Raw genomic sequence first — 18,190 nt, forward strand, 5'->3', positions numbered from 1 at the left:
ATCATGCGCCATCGTAAGAGTGGTCGTCAACTAAACCGTAATAGCAGCCATCGCCAAGCGATGTTCCGTAACTTAGCAAGTGCTTTAGTTAGTCATGAAATCATCAAGACTACTTTACCAAAAGCTAAAGAATTACGCCGTGTAGTTGAACCGTTAATTACATTAGCAAAAGAAGATAGCGTTGCAAACCGTCGTTTAGCATTCGCTCGTACTCGTAACATCGAAACTGTTGCGAAATTATTCAATGAATTAGGTCCACGTTTTGCTCAACGTGCAGGTGGTTACACCCGTATCTTAAAATGTGGCTTCCGTGCAGGTGACAACGCTCCAATGGCGTACATTGAGTTAGTTGATCGTCCAGAAGTTGCAGAAGCAGCAGCGGAATAATAATTTGTTATAAAATAAAAAGGCTCACTTATGTGAGCCTTTTTTATATTTCTTTTTCTAAAATTCAGCTTTAGCTTTGAATGTCATTTTTTCACCTGTGATAGGGTGCGTAATCGTAAGTTCTTCTGCATGTAAGCATAAGCGAGGTGATATCGATTTAGCTTGTGGGTGAGAATAAAACTTGTCCCCTAAAATGGGATGTCCAAGTGCGAGCGTATGTAAACGAAGTTGATGCGAACGTCCTGTGATTGGGGTCAGTTTAACTCGAGTACAGTTAGTTGGTAACCGTTCTAAAACTTCATAAAAAGTGACCGCTCTTTTGCCAAATACAAAATCAATGCGTTGGCGCGGGCGATTTTCCCAATCACAAATCATAGGAAGATTAATTTCCCCATTATCTCGTTCTAAGTGTCCCCATACTAAAGCTTGATAATATTTCTTTGGCTCACGTTCACGGAATTGACGTTTTAACTCTTTATCTGCCGCTTTACTTAATGCAAATAGAATAATCCCACTTGTGGCCATATCTAAACGGTGTGCGGGTTCACAAAATCCAAATTTCTCTTTCACTCGGCTCATTGCACTGTCATAGTATTCGGGTTGATTGCCAGGGACTGAAAGTAAACCGCTCGGTTTGTTTACTACGCAGATATGATTATCTTGATAGATAATATCTAAATAAGGTTCTAAAGGGGGATGGTATTCAATAAGTGCCATATTATTCCTTGTTTGTCACTATTACCCGAAGGCTATCTAATCGCCAGCTTGCTTTACTTAACTCTTCCAGAGAAAGCACGCGTTGTTTTTCTAATACATCAATTTCTGCCTGGCGAATATTTTTATTTACAGCTTTTAAGGCGATAAGTCGATTGAGCTCAGAGGTCAATGTTTGATCTGCTAATTTACCGGCTTCTCGAATTTGAGCTTGTGCAATTTCAGTTATTTTGTGATCGCCTAGTTTAATTAATTGCTCAATATTTGGACGAGCCATTTTGACCATTTTATTCGTAATGTTTTTACCTAGCGGCTTAAGTTTATTTTGCAATGTATCAAAATTAACTTGTCCGGCGAGATCGTTTCCTTTGCTATCCAGCAATAAGCGAACAGGTGTAGGCGAAAGAAAACGATTCAGTTGCAAACCTTTTGGTGATTGGCTTTCAATCATATAAATCAATTCAACCAACAGAGTGCCAGCAGGCAGCTGTTTATTGACTAATAATGCCATTGATGCCTTGCCAATGTCACCAGAAGCGATTAAATCAATGCCTTGGCGTATCATTGGATGATCCCAGGTAAGAAATTCTAATTCTTCACGCGCAAGGGCAAGTTGTCGGTCAAAAGTTACTGTAACACCTTCTTCTTTTAATCCAGGAAAATCAGGAACAAGCATGGTGCCCGTTGGTGTGATAACAATGCTGTTTTCACCTAAATCATCTTGTTCTACACCAATAATATCAAATAAATTCAGTGCAAAATCGACTAATTGTGGTGAATTATCTGTTTGAGCGATTTCTGCTGCAAGTCGTTGTGCCTTTTCTCCACCATTAGAATTTAATTCTAACAAACGATCGCGTCCTTTCTCTAAGGCTAAGCGCAATGCTTTTGCTTGTTTTTGCGTTTGGAGAATAAGTTGCTCAAAATCCGCTTTATTTTCTGACCGCACTTTTAGTAACGATTCATATTGTTCAAACAATGTCATGCCAATAGGGCAAGTTTGTTCAAAAGCATTTAAACCTTCATGATACCAACGTGCTAAATCTTGCTGCTCAGAGTTTGCGAGGCAAGGTACGTAAATTTGTACGTCTTGCGTTTGTCCAATACGATCTAAACGGCCAATACATTGCTCAAGTAAGTCAGGATTCTCTGGTAAATCGAAGAGTACGAGATGACAAGCAAATTGGAAGTTTCGCCCTTCAGAACCAATGCTAGAACTCAGTAAAACTTGAGCACCATTATCGGTATCGGCAAAATAAGCCGCCGCGCGATCTCGTTCAATGATTGACATTCTTTCATGGAAAACAGCACTGCGAATGGCTTCTTTTTCTCGTAAAATTTGCTCAAGTTGAATTGCTGTTTGTGCAGTTTTACAAATGACTAAGATTTTTTCATTTCGGTGTGATTTTAGGAAATCAATTAACCAATGAATTTTTTCATCTACTTCAGCCGCATCAATTGTGACTTGGTGATAAACCCTGTGCGGGAAACCTTTTACACCTTGGCGTGTATTGCGAAATAAAATACGGCTTGTACCGTGTCGATCGATGAGATTTTGAATGAGTTCTTGTCGTGCCGCTTGCTTTTCGTCGTCATTATGACAGGCTAAGGCTTTAAATAATGGTTCGACATCCTGCTCATGAAGTAAATTAGAAATATGATTTTTTTCGTCCGCACTTAGCGGCTTCTCTGAGAGTAAAGATTGCACGGCATCCGCAACAGGTTGATAATTTTCCTGTTCTTTTAAGAAGGCTTGGTAATCATAAAAACGCTCAGGATCAAGCAAGCGCAAGCGTGCAAAATGGCTTTCCAAACCTAGTTGTTCAGGCGTTGCAGTGAGTAATAAAACAGACGGAATAGCGTTCGCTAATTGTTCCATCAATAAATAAGCGGTGCTTGGTGCATTTTCAGACCAAGCCAAATGATGCGCTTCATCGACAATTAAACAGTCAAATTCAGCTTCAATGGCTTGTTGTACGCGATGAGGATGTGCTTTTAGCCAATCTAATGCGCAGATAATTAAGCTTTCCGTGCTAAATGGATTGATGGCTTGCTCAGCAAAATCCTCACAACGTTCTTCATCAAATAATGAAAAATGTAGATTAAAACGACGAAGCATTTCGACAAGCCATTGATGCTGCAAGGTTTCCGGTACAATAATTAATACACGTTGTACTTTTTCAGCAAAAAGTTGATTTTGCAAAATCATTCCCGCTTCAATAGTTTTACCTAACCCCACTTCGTCCGCTAAGAGCACGCGAGGATTGATACGATTTCCTACCTCTTGTGCAATATGAAGTTGATGAGGAATTAAACCCGCACGATTGCCTCGTAAGCCTCGCAAAGGCGATTGAAATTGAGCTTGTTGATGCAGAAGGGTTTGATAACGCAACGCAAAATGTTCACTGCGGTCAATTTGTGCTGAAAAGAGGCGATCTTTTGCCTGGCTAAAAGAAATTATCGGGGAAAGTTCTTTTTCATTGACGATAATCTCTTCGCCTTGCGCATTTTTGACTAAATAAAATAAGAGACCATTCATTTCCTGAACATCAAGGACTTCACCTTGCCAACCCGCTTGGTGATGAAGTTGTTCTCCTTTATTTAATGCAATTCGGGTTAATGGCGCTTGTGTCACCGCATAAATTCGGGTTTCATCTGTGGCAGGAAAGTGAAGGGTTACAGAACGGAAATCTAAGGCTGTAATCATCCCTAATCCGAGGCTATTTTCTGTTTCGCTAATCCAACGTTGACCGATTGCAAATGACATCATCTTCCTCTTAATGAATCTCTTAAAATGGGGCGATATTGTAGTCTGATTATAAGGGAAAGCAAGGCATGGACATCTAAAAGCATGAAAAATAAAGTGTGATTTTTCTCACAATAATTAAATTAAATGTCACCTAGGCTTTACTTTAAAAAAGTGCGGTGTAAAAATGACGTACTTTCTCATAAAATAGGAGTGTTCCATGAATTGGACAGAACGACTTAAAGAAGAATTTTTATCCGGTTGGAAGCCTTTTGAAGTGGCATGGGTAGTTATTTTCCTTGCCGCGCAAATTATTGCTTATGTTCTTGCGCCAGATAGCCCATTAGGCATGATTTCGGGTATTGCAGGTATTCTCTGTGTGGTATTGGTGAGTAAAGGAAAAATTAGCAACTATTTCTTTGGGCTTATTTTTGCTTACACCTATTTTTATGTCGCATGGGGAAACAATTTTCTTGGCGAAATGAATACGGTGCTCTATGTGTATATCCCATCACAATTTATCGGTTATTTTATGTGGAAACAACACATGCAAAACGATAATGGTGGTGAAAGTGTAATTGCCAAAGCTTTGACGCCAAAAGGTTGGGCAATTTTACTCGTGAGTGTTGGGATCGGTACATTTTGCTTTGTACAGGCGTTAAAAGCAGCAGGCGGGAGTTCTACGGGATTAGATGGTTTAACCACGATTATCACCGTAGCAGCGCAATTATTGATGATTTTGCGTTATCGTGAGCAATGGTTATTATGGATTGTCTTAAATGTGCTTTCCATTTTACTTTGGGCAGAGCAGCCAGCGATGTACTTAATGTATAGTGCTTACTTACTTAACTCATTATATGGTTATTATAACTGGACAAAGCTCGTCAAAGCGGAAAGCCACTAATCACATCAATTAAAAAGGGCATAGTAATATGCCCTTACATTTTCAAATAGAATGCCTTCGTTAACGCAATAAATGCTTCGGTGTACTGATTGTTTTCGTCATAAATCACCAAGCTATCTTTTACCTGTGGTAAATGCTCTCGGCTAAACGTGAGTAACATTCGTTGTGGATCTTTCCCTATTTTTGTCATGACATCTGTCTGCTTAATACAATAAAGTGCGGTTGAATTTATCAACGTTTTCCCCGCCTCATAAGGCAAGACAAAACTGATTTTTCCTTTTTCGGATAAATAACTTGCCGCCCAATTTAGCCAATCTAAATGACTTTGTTGAACATAACGGGCAAGGGCTCGTTCGTCATTTTTACATTCCACACCTTGCGCAAAATAAGGCGGGTTAGCCACAATTAAATCAAATTGATGTGCTGTTTGTTGGCAATAAGTTTGCACATCTTGGTGTGTTAAATGAAGACGATTGTGCCATGGCGAGGCCTGGAAGTTTTCTTGTGCTTGTTGTGCTGCAAGGAGATCAAGTTCAACGGCTTCAATTTGGCAATGCTCATGACTTTGTTGGGCGAGCATTAATGCAACCAAGCCTGTGCCAGTTCCCATATCAAGAATACGATGACAATCAGACACATCCGCCCAAGCCCCCAGTAAAATGCCGTCAGTGCCGACTTTCATTGCACAATGTTGTTGATTAATATGGAATTGTTTGAAGGTAAAGCTGCTCATAAAATCTTGCGGAAAATGACCGCTCTTTCAGGTATAATCAGCCCCAATTTTAACAAATTAACGCAAAATAATGAATTTATCTCCATTTGAAGAATTCGATCTTTCCGCCGAATTATTAAAAGCCTTAGAAAAGAAAGGCTACACTCGCCCAACTGCCATTCAATTAGAAGCAATTCCTGCTGCCATGGAAGAGCGTGATGTGCTCGGTTCTGCACCAACAGGCACAGGCAAAACTGCTGCATTCTTATTGCCAGCGATTCAGCATTTATTAGATTATCCGCGTCGTAAGCCAGGCGCGCCTCGCATTTTAATTTTAACACCAACCCGTGAGTTAGCGATGCAGGTTGCAGAGCAAGCGGAAGAGTTAGCGCAGTTCACGCATTTGAAGATTACAACCATTACTGGCGGTGTAGCGTATCAAAATCATGGAGAAGTATTTAATTCAAATCAGGATATCGTGGTGGCAACACCGGGTCGTTTATTGCAATACATCAAAGAAGAAAACTTTGATTGTCGTGCGGTAGAAATGCTGATTTTTGATGAGGCGGATCGCATGTTGCAAATGGGCTTTGGCCAAGATGCGGAGAAAATTGCCGCTGAAACGCGTTGGCGCAAGCAAACTCTTCTTTTCTCAGCCACCTTAGAAGGGGAGCTATTAGTTGATTTCGCAGAACGTTTATTGAATGATCCGGTAAAAATCGATGCTGAGCCAAGTCGTCGTGAGCGCAAGAAAATCAACCAGTGGTATTATCACGCCGATAGCAATGAACATAAAATTAAGTTGCTTGCACGTTTTATCGAAACCGAGAAAGTGAGTCGTGGTATTGTATTTGTCCGTCGTCGCGAAGATGTGCGTGAGCTGTCTGAAACCTTGCGTAAACGAGGCATTCGTTCCACTTATTTAGAAGGCGATATGGCGCAAACACAACGTAATAATGCCATTGATAAATTGAAATTGGGAGTTGTTACTGTGTTAGTAGCCACTGATGTGGCTGCTCGTGGGATTGATATTGATGATGTGACGCATGTCATGAACTTCGATTTACCTTATAGTGCAGATACCTATTTACATCGTATTGGTCGTACGGCTCGTGCAGGGAAAAAAGGCACCGCCGTTTCTTTTGTCGAAGCACATGATTACAAATTACTCGGTAAAATTAAACGCTATACGGAAGATCTTTTGAAAGCACGTATTTTAGAAGGATTAGAGCCTCGCACTAAACCACCGAAAGATGGAGAAGTAAAATCCATGTCTAAAAAGCAAAAGGCGCGTATTAAAGAAAAGCGTGAAGAAAAGAAAAAATCAGAGGTGAAGAAGAAAGCTAAACTGCGTCATAAAGATACGAAAAATATAGGTAAACGCCGTAAACCAAGCGCAGAAAAAACAGATGATAAATAATAAAAAAATAACCGCACTTATTAAGTGCGGTTATTTTTTTGACTATTTATTGACTTGGCTACCGATTACGCCACCTAATGCGGCACCACCTAATGTGGTTGCGGTATTACCACCAAGCATATAGCCTGCTGCACCACCGATAGCGGCGCCAGCTGTTGTATTTTTCTGAGTGCGGTTCATATTTCCACATGCTGCAAGAGAAATAACAGTCATCGCGATAACAAGTGATTTTCCAATTAATTTCATAGGATCTCTCCGTGTTTAACATATAAAACTATCTATATTGATAGTAATCCGTAAGACAAACAGAGATGAATGAAAGTTCAAAAATATGCGTTTTTCGATGTTTTTCTGAACAATTAAATATATTGAATGTTAATCTTTAGCTTGATCTAATACTTTCGCTACCACTTTCAAATATTCAATTGCCAATCCATAGTGTCCTGTACTGGCATTAAACACTAAATCTTCACTTAATACACCACAAGGCATATCCTCGGGGATCTTACCGTCCTCATAAGCTTGATAATCTTCTCGCCAATCACCATCAAAATAATAGTGTTCTAAGGTTTTCATTTTTGGTAAGAAGGCTTGCCATTTTTCAAGAAATTGTTCTGTTTCGACTAAGAAACTCTCTGCTTCATTAAGAAGGTTTTCCATTTCTGAAATTTTATCTAAGCGTGATTGAGGTAACATAGGTTTCTCCAAACTAAGGTAAAAATAAACCGCACTTTATGCGAACAAAGTGCGGTGAGTTTATCATGCGTTTTTAGATTTACACATCATAAGTGGTAGATGCTGTGTTACCACCGCGGCCTGTCCAGTTGGTGTGGAAGAATTCACCACGAGGTTTATCAGTACGTTCATAAGTGTGAGCACCGAAGTAGTCACGTTGTGCTTGCAACAAGTTTGCCGGTAAACGTGCTGAAGTATAGCCATCTAAGAAAGTGATTGCAGAGGCCATACAAGGCATTGGGATACCCACTTCGATCGATTTTGCCACCACTTTACGCCAGTCGCTTAATGCGTTTTCTAAAATGCCTTTGAAGTAGCTATCTGAACCTAAGAAGATTAAATCTTGGTTCGCTTCGTATGCATCACGGATGTTACCTAAGAAACGGCTACGGATAATACAACCTTCACGCCATAATAATGCCGTTGCGCCGTAGTTGATGTTCCAGCCAAATTGTTCAGAGGCTTCACGAATCAGCATAAAGCCTTGTGCGTAAGAAATAATTTTAGACGCCAATAAGGCTTTACGCACCGCTTCAATCCACACTTTTTTGTCGCCTTCAACTGGTTGAATTGTTTTGCCGAATAATTGATTAGCGGCAACACGTTGATCTTTAAATGAAGAGACGCAACGAGCAAAGACAGATTCAGTGATTAAGGTTAATGGAATACCGAAATCTAATGCATTGATACCCGTCCATTTACCTGTCCCTTTTTGACCTGCGGTATCTAAGATTTTTTCAACTAATGGTTCACCATCAGTATCTTTATAACCAAGAATATCGGTGGTGATATCAATTAAATAGCTATCAAGTTCAGTTTTTTTCCATTCTGCGAAGATAGCTTGCATTTCTTCATAGCTTAAGCCTAAACCTTCTTTTAAGAATTGGTAAGCTTCACAGATTAATTGCATATCGCCATATTCAATACCATTATGAACCATTTTCACAAAGTGGCCAGCACCTTCACCGCCAACCCAGTCACAGCAAGGCTCACCTTGTTCGGTTTTAGCAGAGATTGCTTGGAAGATAGGTTTAACATATTGCCATGCTTCTTGATTACCGCCTGGCATAATAGATGGTCCATGACGCGCACCTTCTTCACCGCCCGAAACACCCGAACCGATAAAGCGAATGCCTTTTTCGGCCAATGCTTTTACACGACGATTTGTATCTGGGTAGTTAGAGTTACCGCCATCAATAATGATGTCGCCTTCTTCTAAGTGCGGTAATAATGCCTCAATGAATTGATCCACTACATCACCCGCGCGCACCATTAACATCACTTTACGTGGTTTTTCTAATTTAGAAGCTAAATCTTCTAAAGAGTATGCGCCGATAATATTGGTACCTTTTGCCGCACCTTGCAAAAATTCATCCACTTTTGACGTGGTACGGTTATATGCCACAACTTTAAAGCCATGATCGTTCATATTTAAAATGAGGTTTTGCCCCATTACGGCTAAGCCGATAACACCGATGTCGCCTTTTACTGACATTGTTTTCTCCTGTTGATAAGAGGAATCGCCCACTGTAATTTGTTATGATGTTACTGGTAGGCTAATCCTACATTGTGTTTAATTTGATTATTTTTGCATAATGTAATGCATTTCTACATTTTTCGCTTTTGCTGCTTTTTCTAGATCTGCTTTATCGCTTTCACTATCTCCAACAAGGTATAAAGATACATCTTTGCCGACCTTTTCTGCATTATTTAGTCCATACATAGCAACTGCTTTATTCACAGATTGACTGTTCCCTGCAATTCCGATATGTAAATTATCTGTAGCTAAAAGAGATACGAGTCGTTTTCCTGAAGTACCACCTGCGGTTCTAATCGTTGCTACAAGCATTCCATTTGAAACTGGGTTTCCTGCTTCTGGAACTTGAAGCATTACTGAGCGATTATCTTTTGGCATTTGTGCCGCTAACTGATCTAAAGATGGCCCAGATGAACAAGCAAATAACAAAGTTGAAGTAAGTAGTACAAACAATTTTTTCATTTTTGTCTCCATATCATTCTAATAAATTAACTCTTCATCCACGCACTCATGTGTTGCGTAAACCCAATATGCGGATAGTAATCCACCGCTTGCGGAGCAGATAAAAGCACAATTTTGGCTTGTGGGTGCAAGGCTTGTTTAGTGTGTTCAATTAACTGCAAACCGATACCTTGTTTTTGATATTGTTCATCAACCGCTAAATCAGATAAATAACAGCAGTAGGCAAAATCCGTCACCGAACGCGCCACACCCACTAATCGTTCACCATCCCAAGCGGTGACTAATAAATCCGCATGATGCAACATCGCTGCGATGCGTTTTTCATCCTCTAACGGACGGCGTGCCCCTAGCGTTGTTTTATTTAGCAGTGCAATAAATTGTTTAACTGAAATCGGTTCATTCACTTTGTAGTCTATCATTTTGCAAGCCTGTAATATTTGATACTCAACTTGTTATAGCAATTTAGCTGCTGCTTTATCCAAATACCATTCCGTCACCCCATTTTTTGATTTAATTTTGGCAGCAGGGTAAGGCAGATTTTCTGCAGGCGTCGTTTGGATCTCTTTTAAAATGTCCGCTTTGCTTTCGCCAGTGACCAAATAGGTAATGCGTTTGGCTTGTTCAATCAGTTTGGTTGTTTTAGAAATGCGGATTTGACCGCTTTCAGGGTGTTTTGCAATGACAGCAAGGTTTTCATCATCAAAATTGGTTTGATGTGGGAAGAGAGACGCGGTATGACCGTCTGTTCCCATACCTAAAATAATCCAATCAAAAACACCGTTTGGAATGACCGCACTTAATTCTTCTTCGAAACGTTTTAGCTCAAAGTGTGGTTCATTTTCACCACGAATTCGATGAATATTTTCTGCCGGAATTTGAATGTGATCAAATAAAAGTTTTTGCACTTCACCATAGTTGCTTTCAGGATTAGATGGTGGAACCATGCGATCATCACCCCACCAAAAATGCAGATTTTTCCAGTTAATTTGTTCCGAATAAGGCGTTTTGGCTAAGGTTTTGAATAACAACTTAGGTGTTGATCCGCCAGAAAGAGAAATATGCACAGGATGATTTAATTGACTGTAAATCACAAATTCTTGAGCAATTTTATCGACTGCGTGTTGAGCCGTTGGGAAGCTGATAGAGTTCATTGATTTTCCGTTGGGCTTTAGCCCACAATTTATTATATTCGATATTAAGAGAGGTGGGCTTTAACCCACCCTACATTAGATTAATTAAACTTTTTTCTTCATTAAACCTGTCGGTTTACGCCACACTTTACCTTGTTTTGCAATTAATTTATCGGCTGCTACAGGGCCCCAAGTACCCGCTTCATATTCGTGAATACGCCCACCATTCGCTTTGTAATCTAAAATCGGTTGCACAAATTTCCATGCAGCATGCACAGCATCAGTACGAGCAAACAAGGTTGCATCGCCTTTCATCGCATCTAATAATAAGCGTTCATAAGCGGTTAATACTTGTGCACCTGCTAAATCCGCATAACGGAAATCCATTGACACTTCTTTTGCTTCAAAGCCTGCGCCTGGTTTTTTCAAGCCGAAACGCATTGAAATGGCTTCATCGGGTTGAATGCGAATGATCAATTTATTTTCTGGTGCATTTTGGCTGAATACAGGATGTGGCGTAGTTTTAAAATGAATCACAATCTCTGTCACACGTGCCGGCAAGCGCTTACCTGTACGTACATAGAAAGGTACACCTGCCCAACGCCAGTTTTCGATTTCACAACGTAAGGCCATAAAGGTTTCAGTGCGAGAGTTAGCTGGTACGCCTTTTTCTTGTAAATAGCCTTTGACTTCTTTGCCATCAATTTCGGCTGCGGTGTATTGACCAAGCACTAAGTTGTGTTCAACATCATCTTGCGTTAATGGGCGTAAAGAATGCATGACTTTGGCTACTTCATCACGCATTGAGTTCGCATTGATGATTGCAGGAGGTTCCATGGCAACCATGGCTAAAACTTGTAATAAGTGGTTTTGGAACATATCACGCATTGCACCGGATCCATCATAATAACCACCACGCTCTTCTACACCCATTGATTCAGCACCGGTAATTTCCACATAATCAATGAAATTACGGTTCCAAAGAGGCTCAAACCACCCATTTGAGAAACGTAAAACAAGTAAGTTTTGTACAGTTTCTTTACCAAGATAATGATCAATACGATAGATTTGATGCTCTTCAAAGAAACGATGAATTTGAACGTCGAGTTCTTGCGCTGTTTTTTCATCGTAACCAAAAGGTTTTTCGACAATAATGCGCTTCCAACCCTCTTTTTCTGTATTTAAACCGTGAGCTGCAAGGCATTCTGGAATCACACCATATAAGCTTGGTGGCGTTGACATATAGTAAAGGGTATTGCCATTCGTTTGATATTTAGTATGTAATTCTTCTAAACGAGGTACTAATTTACCGTAATCAGCCGCATCAGATGTATTTATGGCTTGATAATAGAGATGGCTACAAAAAGCGTCTAGCGTTTCTGGCGTAGTTTCTTCTGTTTTAAGTAGCGCTTCACGCATTTTTTCACGGAAAGTGTCATTGTTTAATTCTGAGCGCGCGACACCCAATACAGAAAATTGGTTCAGGCGACCAAATTTGAAAAGATTGTAAAGTGCTGGAATGAGTTTACGGTGGGTTAAATCACCAGAAGCACCAAAAATCACGATACAGTTATTATTCGTTTGCATATTATTCCTTATTGTTCCGAGTCGGTTATTTTAAATAATGTAATATATTACTGCACTTTACCAATCGAGCCAATCAATTAAATTGAAAGACAGATGCCCAATTTTGTGTATTATCTGACACCATCACAAAGTTTGGATTAATTAAACTTTCACGCTGGTTATAGGTAAGTGGCTGAAATTGTGGATCGAAAATTCTACCATTGATTTCAGCTAATAAAATTTCAGCGCCTGCAGTGTCCCATTCGCCGGTTTTGCCGAGGCGAATATAGCAATCAACCGCTCCTTCTGCGACTAAGCCACTTTTTAAACTACTTGAACCGACCACCGTAAATTCGCATGCTAAATTCTTCGCTAAAATTGATCGCACTTTTTCTTGTGAGGTGGTGGCACCTACGGCGATTTTTAAAGGTTTTGTGAGATCAATTTTTCGTGGTTGTAAGGCTTTTATCTCTTTGTCGGTTTGTTTGAAAGCCCCGAAACTTTTCATGGCGTAATAAGTGATATTTAGAATAGGAAAGTGAATGACGCCAAGTATAGGTTGGTGGTTTTGCACGAGTGTAATTAAGACCGAAAATTGATCCGTGCGATTAATAAATTGCTGAGTGCCATCAAGGGGATCGATCAACCAATAGGTTTGCCAAGTTTGACGTTGTTCAAACGGAATATTGCAATTTTCTTCTGAGAGAACAGGAATATCAGGGAAAAGAGCGGTTAGTTTTTCGATTAAAAACTGGCTGACAAATAAATCTGCTTCTGTCACAGGTGTGTTATCCGATTTAGTTTGTATTGCCACATTCTGTTGATAAAAACGAGCCAAATGTTTTCCCGCTTCATTGGCGAGCGAGCGGACTTGATCGAGAAGAGATTGAGATAATTGCATAATTTTCTCTTATAAAAATAGGCTATCGGAAGATAGCCTATGGTGATTGATTATTGGGCTTTTTTCGCTCGTAGCACACGAGAAGCGAAAATGACGATACCAAAGATAAATACGGCAAGACCGAGTAATTCACCCATATTATCCCAGTTTTCTAACGCTAAGGCTAATGGCGCTTCAGAACCGCCAGATGTCACAGAAGCCGCGATAATGAAGGCTAAGATAACACCCATTAAGCTTTCGCCCACGATTAAACCGGCAGCGAAAAGTGTACCAAAACGTTCAGCTTTTTTCTCCACTTCAGTATTGTGAGTTCGTTTTGCATAGTTCTTAATATGACGAGAAATAAGCCATGCCATCACGGCACCAACTACAACTGGCATATTAATTGATGGTGGAAGATAAATACCAATACCTACTGCTAAAACAGGTAAGGCAAAGCGACCGTTGCTGGTTTTACGCATAAATGCATCAACAATGATTAACACCACACCCAAACCTACACCACTTAAAATGTAAGTCCACTCTAATTGGTTGGTGAAAATACCTTTTGAAATAGTGGTCATAATGGTTGCTTGTGGTGCAGAAAGTGCTTGTGTTGGATCCATATCTGGACGAGGTAATGCACCCGTGAAACCATAAGCGTGGTATAAAATCTCTAATACCGGTGCAATCACTAATGCACCAACAAAACAACCAATAATCAATGCAACCTGTTGTCTCCAAGGGGTGGCTTCAACTAAAAGACCGGTTTTTAAGTCTTGTAAGTTATCGTTTGAAATGGTTGCTGTGGTTAATACGATAGATGCGGTGAATAAGGTCAATGCGGTTAAGAATTTTTGACCGTCTGCCGTTTCAAATAAACCACTGCTTTTACCAATTGTCACTAAAACAAGTGAAATCACGATAACGGAAATAATTCCGATACCTGAAATTGGGCTAGAAGATGAACCAACTAATCCCGCCATATAACCCGATGCCGCTGCGACGAAGAAGCCAATTAGCACCGCAAGTACAGTACAAACTACCACTAATAACACGGCAAGTTCAGCAGAGATTGGTGCGGCTGCAACGAAGTGATATAAGGAAATCACGATTAATACGACAGTCGCCAACAAAATATAAATAATGGTTTTTGGTGATAAGTCGATATCAATACGATGTTCGGATTGTGCTTGTGAGCCTTTTAACATACGGAAAGAATGAATCATTCCCTCAATCATTGGTTTGAGAAGGATTAATAATGTCCAGATTGCAGCAATACCGATAGTGCCTACACCAATAAAGCGAACTTTGGTTTTCCATTCCGTCATCGCATAACTTACAATAGAAGCATCGGTTGGCATATCACCTGTCGCCGTGAAATAAGGTACAGCTACACCCCAAGCGAGAAATGTTCCAAATAACATTGCAAGACCGCCTACAATACCAATTAAATAGCCGGCACCAACTAATGCGAGAGAGAAGCCCATCGGTAGTTGAAAAACCGCCTTACCATTGGAAAACCAGGCACTTGCACTATCAGACATGACACGTAATGCGTTTGTTAAGAATGCAACAACACTTGCAAAAATACCGCCGTAAGCGATATCTTTTACACCGCTATCGTTTTCATTATTGTTACCTGCTTTTAAAATTTCAGCTGCTGCCACACCTTCAGGATAAGGCAGGTCACTGTTCACCACCATTGCACGACGTAATGGAATGGTAAATAGTACGCCTAAGGTGCCCCCAGAGGCGCAGATAAGTACAGTTTGCCAGAATGGGAATTCCTGCCAGTAACCCATCATTAATAGGCCTGGAAGAACGAAAATAACAGAAGATAAGGTCCCCGCTGATGAAGCTTGGGTTTGCACCATGTTATTTTCTAAGATACTGGAGTCCTTGAAGAATTTTAAAATTGCCATAGAGATTACGGCAGCTGGGATGGAGGAGGCAAATGTCATCCCTACTTTAAGACCTAAATAAACGTTAGAGGCAGTGAAAATCACTGTGATTAACGCACCGAGGAATATTCCTCGAAAGGTCAATTCTTTTAAATTATCATGCAACATAGATTGTCCTATTTATTTTGAAAAATGACTATACATTCTCAAAAAAAGAATATTTATTCAAGTTTTATTTAAAGTTAATCGCTTATGATTAGAATTTATCTAAATTTCTTCGAGTTATTTACGTTTTTTTAAATAATCTCGTAAGGTATAAAGTGCGGTTAAGTTTCTCGCCTCATTAAATTCGTCACTCACCAACAATGTGTCAAGTTGAGATAAAGGGTAACGCACGATTTCTAATGGCTCTGGTTCATCTCCTTCCAGTTGATTTGGATATAAATCTTCACCTAATAAAACGTGCATTTTATGCCCCATGATTTGTGGATTGATCTTCATCGTGCGTAAAAATGTCCATATTTTTGCCCCAAAGCCAATTTCTTCCTGCAATTCGCGATTCGCACTTTGTTCGGGTGTTTCCCCTGTATCCATTCCACCTTTTACAAAACCTAATTCATATTGTTCCGTTCCAACAGCATATTCGCGAACCAGGAGCAGATCCTCTCCATCAATTGCAATCACCATGACTGAATCTCGATTGAAAGGGCGAAAACGTTCGTAAGTACGGTCAATTCCATTGGAGAATTTGAGATCAACAGCTTGAATTTCAAACAGGCGAGATTTTGCCACGGTGGAAATGGAAAGAATATATGGAAGTTGTTTTTTCATGATATTAGCCCTATTATCTTGTCATTGACTCATCATACGCAAAGTGAGAGAAATAGGAAGAGTTATGGTAGAAAATAACGAAGTACGATTAGATAAATGGCTTTGGGCGGCACGTTTTTACAAAACTCGTAGCATCGCGAAAGCGATGATTGAGGGGGGAAAAGTCCATTACAACGGTCAACGAGCCAAAGTAAGTAAAAATGTAGAAATCGGTGCCATGATTAAGTTACGTCAAGGCAGTGATGAAAAAGAAATTGAAGTGATTGCGTTGAATGACCAACGCCGTGGTGCTCCCGAGGCACAACTACTTTACCAAGAAACGGCTCAGAGTGTGAAAAAACGCGAAGAAATGGCATGGGCAAGAAAAAATAATGCACTTTCAATGCCACATCCTGATCGTCGTCCAAACAAAAAAGAACGTCGAGATTTATTGAAATTTAAACACCAAGATGAATACTAGAAAATAAAAATGCAGATCAAGGTGATTTGCACTTTTTTTATCTGTCTGAAACCATTTTAATTTTTAAAAAGCTCCTGGGAATATGCTAAAATTTTTCTGTTTCCAGGAGCTTATTTATGTCAGAACTCACGTCTAATCAATATTTAATCATCATTGCCGTGCTGGTTTTTATCAGCATTGTGATACTTTTTCTATTAAGCCGCAGCAAACGAGATACGCAAGAATTACAACAAGACCTCAATAAAACCATCGGCGATTACAATCAATTAGCTGGGCGTTTTGACTCCTTAAGTGCGGTTAAAAATCAACTAGAACAACAAGCCGTTAAATCCCAAACGCATGCGGAAGGCTTGCAAACTCGCCTTAATGAACGTGATGAAAAAATCCAATATTTAGAAAAAGAATTGGATGAAGAACAGCGCCGACACGATCAAATTGGTGGACAAATCACCGCATTAAAAGAACGCTTTGGGATCGCATCCGCACAAGCCGAAAGCTTGCAAGGTCAATTACAACAAGCGCAAGAAAATGTACTACGAAAAGAACAAGAGCAGCAAAAAACACAGGAAAAATTGACCGCACTTTCACAAGAATTAACGGAGCTCAAAACCACCCTTTCCGAAAAAGAAAAGCATTTTGCCGAACAGCAACAGCATATTGAGCAATCCAAACAACAGCTAGGCGTGGAATTCCAAAATCTGGCTAACCGCATTTTGGAAGAAAAAAGCCAATCCTTTAATCAAACCAATCAAACCGCATTGGAAACCTTGTTGAAGCCTTTCCGAGAACAAATCGAAGGCTTCCAAAAACGAGTCAATGAAATCCATTCAGAATCTGTAAAAGGCAATGCGGGCTTAGAAGCGGAAATCAAAAAGGTATTGGAAATTGGCTTAAATATGTCGCAAGAAGCCAATAATTTAACTTCGGCATTAAAAGGTGAAAAGAAAACCTTAGGCAACTGGGGAGAAGTACAACTAGAACGCGCACTTCAGTTGGCAGGCTTGATTGAAAACGTGCATTACAGTGCACAAGCCTATTTTAAAGATGAACAAGGCGGACGAAACTATCCTGATTTTGTGCTCAATTTACCTGATGAGAAAAATATTATTATTGATAGCAAAATGTCATTGAATGCTTACGAAAGTGCGGTTAATTCTGAGGATGAATTTGAACGTGAGCGTTTACTAAGGGAGCATATTAAAGCCCTGAAAAATCACATTGATGACTTGCATCGCAAGGATTATAGCAATTTAATTGGCATGCGCAGTCCTAATTTTGTCTTGATGTTCATCGCTGTGGAACCTGCTTATATTGAAGCCTTAAAATTAGACCCAAGTCTGTTTAATTATGGCTACGAGAAAAATGTGATTATGGTTTCGCACACGACCCTCATGCCAATTTTACGTACTGTGGCGAATTTGTGGCGTATTGAGCGCGGTAATGCGGAGGCTAGAGAAATCGCAGAAAAAGCAGGCGAAATTTACAACCAGATTTGCCTGGTGGCAGAACGTTTAAACAAACTGGGGAATACCCTTTCTACCGTGAGCAATCAATACAACAGCACTGTCACTGCTCTTGTAGGACAGCAAGGTTTAGTGGGGAAAGTGGAACGGTTTAAAGACTTATCAGCGAAAGCTAACAAGAGCATGCCAAACGTTGAATTGCTCAATAATGACGTGGATTTCACGCGCCTATCCCTTATTACTATGGATAATGAAGAAAAATAAAATATATCTGTTGAATTTTTCTTTAAAAGTGGCTATTTTCTTGCCGCTTTTTTATTTTAATTTTATTTGTGAGGA

General features: G+C 39.9%; 18 protein-coding genes. 5 read left to right on the forward strand and 13 right to left on the reverse strand.

Going from position 1 to position 18,190, the window contains the following annotated elements:
- Window positions 1–3: 3 nt before the first annotated feature.
- Window positions 4–387 carry a 50S ribosomal protein L17 gene (gene rplQ, locus EL215_RS03270; protein ID WP_005695104.1) on the forward strand — a complete coding sequence of 128 codons (384 nt, stop codon included), beginning with the start codon at window positions 4–6 and terminating at the stop codon, window positions 385–387.
- A gap of 57 nt (window positions 388–444) precedes the next feature.
- Here rplQ and rluA read toward each other — a convergent pair whose 3' ends face one another.
- Together rluA and rapA are read right to left on the reverse strand one after the other, a co-directional pair.
- Window positions 445–1,104 carry a bifunctional tRNA pseudouridine(32) synthase/23S rRNA pseudouridine(746) synthase RluA gene (gene rluA / locus EL215_RS03275; protein WP_126470154.1) on the reverse strand — a complete coding sequence of 220 codons (660 nt, stop codon included), beginning with the start codon at window positions 1,102–1,104 and terminating at the stop codon, window positions 445–447.
- Window position 1,105: 1 nt separating this feature from the next.
- The gene (gene rapA / locus EL215_RS03280) at window positions 1,106–3,868 is read right to left on the reverse strand and encodes an RNA polymerase-associated protein RapA (protein WP_126471992.1); all 2,763 of its coding nucleotides are present in this window, start codon (window positions 3,866–3,868) and stop codon (window positions 1,106–1,108) included.
- A gap of 199 nt (window positions 3,869–4,067) precedes the next feature.
- Here rapA and pnuC point away from each other — a divergent pair, with 199 nt between their 5' ends.
- The gene (gene pnuC / locus EL215_RS03285) at window positions 4,068–4,751 is read left to right on the forward strand and encodes a nicotinamide riboside transporter PnuC (protein ID WP_049357277.1); all 684 of its coding nucleotides are present in this window, start codon (window positions 4,068–4,070) and stop codon (window positions 4,749–4,751) included.
- A gap of 34 nt (window positions 4,752–4,785) precedes the next feature.
- Here the strand turns inward: pnuC and EL215_RS03290 are convergent, their stop codons facing one another.
- Window positions 4,786–5,484 (reverse strand): tRNA1(Val) (adenine(37)-N6)-methyltransferase, encoded by a 699-nt coding sequence (locus EL215_RS03290; protein WP_164757050.1) that lies wholly within the window; start codon window positions 5,482–5,484, stop codon window positions 4,786–4,788.
- Between the two features lie 70 nt (window positions 5,485–5,554).
- Here EL215_RS03290 and srmB point away from each other — a divergent pair, with 70 nt between their 5' ends.
- On the forward strand, window positions 5,555–6,883 hold the full coding sequence (gene srmB / locus EL215_RS03300; protein WP_126470158.1) for an ATP-dependent RNA helicase SrmB: 1,329 nt from the start codon (window positions 5,555–5,557) through the stop codon (window positions 6,881–6,883).
- A 42-nt stretch (window positions 6,884–6,925) separates the two neighbouring features.
- On the opposite strand, the gene EL215_RS03305 is transcribed toward srmB, so the two are convergent.
- The 10 genes from EL215_RS03305 to nudE form a co-directional block, all read right to left on the reverse strand.
- Window positions 6,926–7,129: a YMGG-like glycine zipper-containing protein gene (locus EL215_RS03305; RefSeq protein WP_049357284.1), complete on the reverse strand. Its 204-nt coding sequence runs from the start codon at window positions 7,127–7,129 to the stop codon at window positions 6,926–6,928.
- Between the two features lie 129 nt (window positions 7,130–7,258).
- Entirely contained in the window at window positions 7,259–7,579 is a 321-nt protein-coding gene (locus EL215_RS03310) for a DUF4298 domain-containing protein (RefSeq protein ID WP_126470160.1), read from the reverse strand.
- Between the two features lie 79 nt (window positions 7,580–7,658).
- Window positions 7,659–9,113, reverse strand: coding sequence for a decarboxylating NADP(+)-dependent phosphogluconate dehydrogenase (gene gnd, locus EL215_RS03315; RefSeq protein WP_126470162.1), 1,455 nt, complete (start codon window positions 9,111–9,113; stop codon window positions 7,659–7,661).
- Between the two features lie 87 nt (window positions 9,114–9,200).
- Entirely contained in the window at window positions 9,201–9,617 is a 417-nt protein-coding gene (locus tag EL215_RS03320) for a hypothetical protein (protein ID WP_032828078.1), read from the reverse strand.
- Between the two features lie 26 nt (window positions 9,618–9,643).
- Window positions 9,644–10,036 carry a GNAT family N-acetyltransferase gene (locus tag EL215_RS03325; protein ID WP_126470165.1) on the reverse strand — a complete coding sequence of 131 codons (393 nt, stop codon included), beginning with the start codon at window positions 10,034–10,036 and terminating at the stop codon, window positions 9,644–9,646.
- Window positions 10,037–10,069: 33 nt separating this feature from the next.
- Window positions 10,070–10,768: a 6-phosphogluconolactonase gene (pgl, locus tag EL215_RS03330; protein ID WP_126470167.1), complete on the reverse strand. Its 699-nt coding sequence runs from the start codon at window positions 10,766–10,768 to the stop codon at window positions 10,070–10,072.
- An 84-nt stretch (window positions 10,769–10,852) separates the two neighbouring features.
- A complete protein-coding gene (gene zwf, locus EL215_RS03335) occupies window positions 10,853–12,334 on the reverse strand; it encodes a glucose-6-phosphate dehydrogenase (protein ID WP_126470169.1) in 1,482 nt (493 codons plus the stop codon).
- 73 nt (window positions 12,335–12,407) lie between these two features.
- A complete protein-coding gene (gene cysQ / locus EL215_RS03340) occupies window positions 12,408–13,217 on the reverse strand; it encodes a 3'(2'),5'-bisphosphate nucleotidase CysQ (RefSeq protein ID WP_164757091.1) in 810 nt (269 codons plus the stop codon).
- A 47-nt stretch (window positions 13,218–13,264) separates the two neighbouring features.
- On the reverse strand, window positions 13,265–15,265 hold the full coding sequence (locus EL215_RS03345; RefSeq protein ID WP_126470173.1) for an OPT family oligopeptide transporter: 2,001 nt from the start codon (window positions 15,263–15,265) through the stop codon (window positions 13,265–13,267).
- Window positions 15,266–15,379: 114 nt separating this feature from the next.
- Entirely contained in the window at window positions 15,380–15,928 is a 549-nt protein-coding gene (nudE, locus tag EL215_RS03350; RefSeq protein ID WP_126470175.1) for an ADP compounds hydrolase NudE, read from the reverse strand.
- A gap of 64 nt (window positions 15,929–15,992) precedes the next feature.
- Between nudE and hslR the strand changes: the two genes are divergently transcribed.
- Both hslR and rmuC read left to right on the forward strand, forming a co-directional pair.
- Window positions 15,993–16,388, forward strand: a complete 396-nt coding sequence (gene hslR / locus EL215_RS03355; RefSeq protein WP_126470177.1) for a ribosome-associated heat shock protein Hsp15 — start codon at window positions 15,993–15,995, stop codon at window positions 16,386–16,388.
- Between the two features lie 116 nt (window positions 16,389–16,504).
- On the forward strand, window positions 16,505–18,115 hold the full coding sequence (gene rmuC / locus EL215_RS03360) for a DNA recombination protein RmuC (RefSeq protein ID WP_049357306.1): 1,611 nt from the start codon (window positions 16,505–16,507) through the stop codon (window positions 18,113–18,115).
- Window positions 18,116–18,190: the final 75 nt, after the last annotated feature.

This window comes from Haemophilus parainfluenzae (assembly GCF_900638025.1).
GTDB classification, from domain to species: domain Bacteria; phylum Pseudomonadota; class Gammaproteobacteria; order Enterobacterales; family Pasteurellaceae; genus Haemophilus_D; species Haemophilus_D parainfluenzae_J.

Coding starts and splice junctions, on each gene's coding strand:
- rapA (WP_126471992.1), bottom strand. CDS start 3,868: ATGTCATTTGCAATCGGTCAACGTTGGATTAGCGAAACAGAAAATAGC.
- EL215_RS03345 (WP_126470173.1), bottom strand. CDS start 15,265: ATGTTGCATGATAATTTAAAAGAATTGACCTTTCGAGGAATATTCCTC.
- EL215_RS03290 (WP_164757050.1), bottom strand. CDS start 5,484: ATGAGCAGCTTTACCTTCAAACAATTCCATATTAATCAACAACATTGT.
- gnd (WP_126470162.1), bottom strand. CDS start 9,113: ATGTCAGTAAAAGGCGACATCGGTGTTATCGGCTTAGCCGTAATGGGG.
- pnuC (WP_049357277.1), top strand. CDS start 4,068: ATGAATTGGACAGAACGACTTAAAGAAGAATTTTTATCCGGTTGGAAG.
- rluA (WP_126470154.1), bottom strand. CDS start 1,104: ATGGCACTTATTGAATACCATCCCCCTTTAGAACCTTATTTAGATATT.
- EL215_RS03320 (WP_032828078.1), bottom strand. CDS start 9,617: ATGAAAAAATTGTTTGTACTACTTACTTCAACTTTGTTATTTGCTTGT.
- EL215_RS03305 (WP_049357284.1), bottom strand. CDS start 7,129: ATGAAATTAATTGGAAAATCACTTGTTATCGCGATGACTGTTATTTCT.
- EL215_RS03310 (WP_126470160.1), bottom strand. CDS start 7,579: ATGTTACCTCAATCACGCTTAGATAAAATTTCAGAAATGGAAAACCTT.
- pgl (WP_126470167.1), bottom strand. CDS start 10,768: ATGAACTCTATCAGCTTCCCAACGGCTCAACACGCAGTCGATAAAATT.
- srmB (WP_126470158.1), top strand. CDS start 5,555: ATGAATTTATCTCCATTTGAAGAATTCGATCTTTCCGCCGAATTATTA.
- EL215_RS03325 (WP_126470165.1), bottom strand. CDS start 10,036: ATGATAGACTACAAAGTGAATGAACCGATTTCAGTTAAACAATTTATT.
- zwf (WP_126470169.1), bottom strand. CDS start 12,334: ATGCAAACGAATAATAACTGTATCGTGATTTTTGGTGCTTCTGGTGAT.
- rplQ (WP_005695104.1), top strand. CDS start 4: ATGCGCCATCGTAAGAGTGGTCGTCAACTAAACCGTAATAGCAGCCAT.
- hslR (WP_126470177.1), top strand. CDS start 15,993: ATGGTAGAAAATAACGAAGTACGATTAGATAAATGGCTTTGGGCGGCA.
- nudE (WP_126470175.1), bottom strand. CDS start 15,928: ATGAAAAAACAACTTCCATATATTCTTTCCATTTCCACCGTGGCAAAA.
- rmuC (WP_049357306.1), top strand. CDS start 16,505: ATGTCAGAACTCACGTCTAATCAATATTTAATCATCATTGCCGTGCTG.